A 3,442-nucleotide genomic window follows, 5' to 3' on the forward strand; every position below is an offset into this window, starting at 1 on the left:
GTCATGTGCGCCGTGGACGAAGAAACGTCCGGCACGCACCGGCTTCAACTCTTCCAGCGAATGCGCCACCCAGTCGATGTCGGGCAGGGGCTCGCGCTCGATCGGCTTCGACAGGGAAAGGCCGGCAAGGATGTCCTTCAAGCGGGTCTCGACCGCATCGACGTCGCCATCGGCATAGAGCGACACTTCGTGGATGTCCTTGTCCTCGTCGACCTCCAGCACGGCGATCGGCAGCCCCTCTTCCTCGAAGGCCGCCTCAAGCGCCGCGAAAATGCTGACGGACTCGATCTTTCCGGTGGTGAAGTAAAGGCGCGTCTGGGTCATGAAATGGTAATCAGCCTTTCGCCGCCAGCCGCTTCAGCTTGGCGATGGCCGTATCGGCGCTTTCGCCGTAGGCGATTGTGCCGGCAAAATCGCCCTTGGCGTTGAGCAGCAGCACCGAGGCGGTATGATCCATCGTGTAGTCGCCGTCGCCGGTGTCGACCTTCTTCCAATAGATGCCGAACGACTTGGCCATGGCATGGACCTTGTCCGGAGCGCCCGTGATGCCGACGATACGGTCGGAGAAATTGCTGACATAGGCGTTCATCACCTCAGGCGTGTCGCGCTCCGGATCGACCGATACGAAATAGGCGTGCAGGTTCTTGCCGTCGTCGCCGAGCGTCTTCAGCCAGCCGGCCAGTTCGAACAGCGTGGTCGGGCAGACCTCGGGGCAATGGGTGAAGCCGAAGAAGACGACGCTGGGCTGGCCCCGGAAGGCGGCTTCGGTGATCGGCGCGCCTTTCTGGTCGACCAGAGTAAAGGCGGCCCCGAATGGCTCGCCGCCATAGTGGCCGCGATACCAGTCGAAGGTCAGCCAGCCGATGCCGGCCGCCATCAGGACGAGAATACCGACCAGGATAGAACGCATCATCAGAAAAGTCCGTCTGCAGAAATCGTCGCGCCGGCTCAATGCCGCGCCTGTGTGACAGTCTTAGCGGTTCGGCCCCGCACAGGCAAAGTGCCGCGTTGCCGCAACCGCTGCGGTGTCGACCTATCTGCTTGCAAAGCCGGGCCGCTCGCCCCACCTGTGACCGGCAACTCGAACCGCAGGAGGGTCCCTTGCAACGACTGATTGGGCACGGACTGATTGGGCGAAGACTGATCGGCGGTGCCTTGGCCGCGTGCGTTGTCCTAGGTGCCGGGGCCGCCGTGGCCGATGAAGTCGGCAAGGTCGGCGTCGACTGGCTCGGCAACGACATCATCGTCGAGGCGATCAAGGACCCCAAAGTGGAGGGCGTGACATGTCACGTCTCCTATTTCGATCGCGGCATCATCGATCGCCTGCACAAGGGCAACTGGTTCGAGGATCCGTCCGATTCCTCGATCTCCTGCCGCCAGACCGGCCCGATCACCATCGGCGACATCGACATGAGCGAGGGCGGCGAGGAAGTGTTCAAGCAAGGCATCAGCCTGATCTGGAAGAAGCAGGTGGTGAACCGCATCTACGACAAGGCCAACGAGACGCTGATCTATCTCTCGCATTCGCGCCAGGTGCAGAACGGCTCGGCCAAAATGTCGGTCACCACTGTGCCGCTCTACGGCCAGAACGTGGTGTGGAGCAAAGGCAAGCCGCAATAGGCGATTCAGTTCCTTCCCGGGCGCACGATTGGCCCCGCTTGCGGGACCAATCGCCTGGGCGAATCCTTGCCGGGAAACGATCTGACGGACGATTGGCCCCGCTTGCGGGACCAATCGCCTAGGCGTAAAGCCGCCGGCATGGACCGTTCCGAAGATCTCGTCCCGAAAGACCCCGAGCCACGCATCCATCCGACCGCGGAGTTGAAGGCGTGCAAGCTTGGGCGTTATGCCTCGATCGGCGAGCGGGTGGTGCTTCGCGAGGTCACCGTCGGCGACTTCTCCTATTTCGAACGCCATTCGGAAGCGATCTACACGACGATCGGCAAATTCTGCTCGATCGCCGCCAACAGCCGCATCAATGCGCTGGAGCATCCCATAGAGCGGCTGACCCAGCACAAGCTCAGCTACCGGCCGAACGAGTATTTTCGCTGGCTGGGCGTCGATGCCGCCTTCCGCGAACGGCGGCAGGCGAAAGCCGTGACCATCGGCCATGATGTCTGGATCGGCCACGGCGCGGTGATCATGCCCGGGGTCACCATCGGCAATGGCGCGGTGGTCGGCGCCAACGCAGTGGTGACGCGTGATGTGCCGCCCTACGCGATCGTCGCCGGCGTGCCGGCGAAGGCTCTCCGGCCACGCTTCGCTCCGGATATCGCGGCGCGGATCGAAGCTCTCGCCTGGTGGAACTGGCCGGTCGAAAAGCTCGCCAGAGCGGTTCCCGACATGCAGGCAATGCCGATCGAAGCATTCCTCGATCGTTGGGAAAACGACGCCGTCTGACCAGCTCAAGACGTCGACGGTAACCAATTTTCTTAACGTAAAATATTAAAGTTAAGAAATGGAAAACGGATTGTATCCGTGAAATTAAACACTCCAAGGTTGCAAGACTTTCGGCAAAATGCACTACTCGTTTCGGGGGTAAGTCGTAAGAAGTCGAAGAAAACACTACTAGCAACAATGGAGAGAAGTCATGAAGAAGTTCGCTTTTGTACTCACCGCTGCTATGGTTTCGTTCTCGACTGTCGGCGCCTATGCCGGCGGCTGGGGAGGTAGCTCGGGTAGCCTGATCAATGTGTCGCCGTCCATCGGTGTCGGCCAGGTGACCGCGCTCAATGGCATCCTGAGTGGCAACAACATCCTGAGCGGCAATGTCGTCCAGGGCATTCTGAACGGCAACAAGACCAACGTCCTTACCGGCGTTCTCAGCGGTATCGGCGTCAATGTCCTTGGCGGCAACAGCTACAAGCTGGGCGGCCGTCACTGAGCAGGAAAGTCACGGGCATCCTTATGTCACGTGTCGTGGGCAGGAGGGTCTTCAACACCCTCCTGCCTCCGCTTGTGGGCCTACCCAGTCAAGCGCGGGAATGAGCTAGATCTTCGCCCGCAGGCCCACAAATGCATCGACCGTGTGTTCGCGCTCGTCGATCACGGTCTTGAAGGTCTCGGAAACGTCGACGCGAACGACAATGGCCATCGATTTGGTCGCGTTGTACGTCGCTTCGGCATAGACGCCCTTGCGGCGCTCCTGGTTCTCGTAGAGCAAATTGTCCTTGAGCTCATAGAAGATGCCGGAAGCGATGCCGAGGTTTTCGCGCACCTTCATGCCCAGTTCCAGTTCCGCGCGCTGCAGCCACGAAGCCAGGGGGTCGTCGGTTTCGGACGTTTCGTAGCGGCCGAAATAGGTGCCGCGCAGCTCGAAGCCGTGCGGCAGAGGCTTGCCGAAGGTGACTTGCCAGGTCGGACGCCAGCGCTGGTAGATGTTATCGGCGCCACGCAGGAACTGCGCACCCAGCGCCACGCCGAGCGTCGAACCGTCGGTGGC

The 3,442-nt window shown here is 61.1% G+C and carries 4 protein-coding genes and 2 pseudogenes; 3 read left to right on the plus strand and 3 right to left on the minus strand.

Features of this window, described 5'->3' with window-relative positions:
• Together EN884_RS30155 and EN884_RS30160 are read right to left on the minus strand one after the other, a co-directional pair.
• Window positions 1-324, minus strand: a pseudogene (locus EN884_RS30155) (50S ribosomal protein L11 methyltransferase); the annotation flags it as partial.
• Window positions 325-334: 10 nt separating this feature from the next.
• On the minus strand, window positions 335-913 hold the full coding sequence (locus EN884_RS30160; RefSeq protein ID WP_013530973.1) for an SCO family protein: 579 nt from the start codon (window positions 911-913) through the stop codon (window positions 335-337).
• 188 nt (window positions 914-1,101) lie between these two features.
• On the opposite strand from EN884_RS30160, the gene EN884_RS30165 reads away from it, so the two are divergent.
• From EN884_RS30165 to EN884_RS30175, 3 genes are all read left to right on the plus strand, one after another.
• The gene (locus EN884_RS30165; protein WP_024501452.1) at window positions 1,102-1,620 is read left to right on the plus strand and encodes a CreA family protein; all 519 of its coding nucleotides are present in this window, start codon (window positions 1,102-1,104) and stop codon (window positions 1,618-1,620) included.
• A 138-nt stretch (window positions 1,621-1,758) separates the two neighbouring features.
• Entirely contained in the window at window positions 1,759-2,400 is a 642-nt protein-coding gene (locus tag EN884_RS30170; protein ID WP_063168299.1) for a DapH/DapD/GlmU-related protein, read from the plus strand.
• A gap of 190 nt (window positions 2,401-2,590) precedes the next feature.
• Window positions 2,591-2,884, plus strand: coding sequence for a hypothetical protein (locus tag EN884_RS30175; RefSeq protein ID WP_013530976.1), 294 nt, complete (start codon window positions 2,591-2,593; stop codon window positions 2,882-2,884).
• A gap of 105 nt (window positions 2,885-2,989) precedes the next feature.
• Here the strand turns inward: EN884_RS30175 and EN884_RS30180 are convergent.
• A pseudogene (locus EN884_RS30180) lies at window positions 2,990-3,442 on the minus strand (hypothetical protein); the annotation flags it as partial.

This window comes from Mesorhizobium sp. M7A.F.Ca.AU.001.01.1.1 (genome assembly GCF_004022735.1).
GTDB lineage: Bacteria > Pseudomonadota > Alphaproteobacteria > Rhizobiales > Rhizobiaceae > Mesorhizobium > Mesorhizobium ciceri.

Bases quoted from the DNA above. Each gene is read 5' to 3' on its own strand.
- EN884_RS30160 (WP_013530973.1), bottom strand. From the start codon at position 913: ATGATGCGTTCTATCCTGGTCGGTATTCTCGTCCTGATGGCGGCCGGC.
- EN884_RS30170 (WP_063168299.1), top strand. From the start codon at position 1,759: ATGGACCGTTCCGAAGATCTCGTCCCGAAAGACCCCGAGCCACGCATC.
- EN884_RS30175 (WP_013530976.1), top strand. From the start codon at position 2,591: ATGAAGAAGTTCGCTTTTGTACTCACCGCTGCTATGGTTTCGTTCTCG.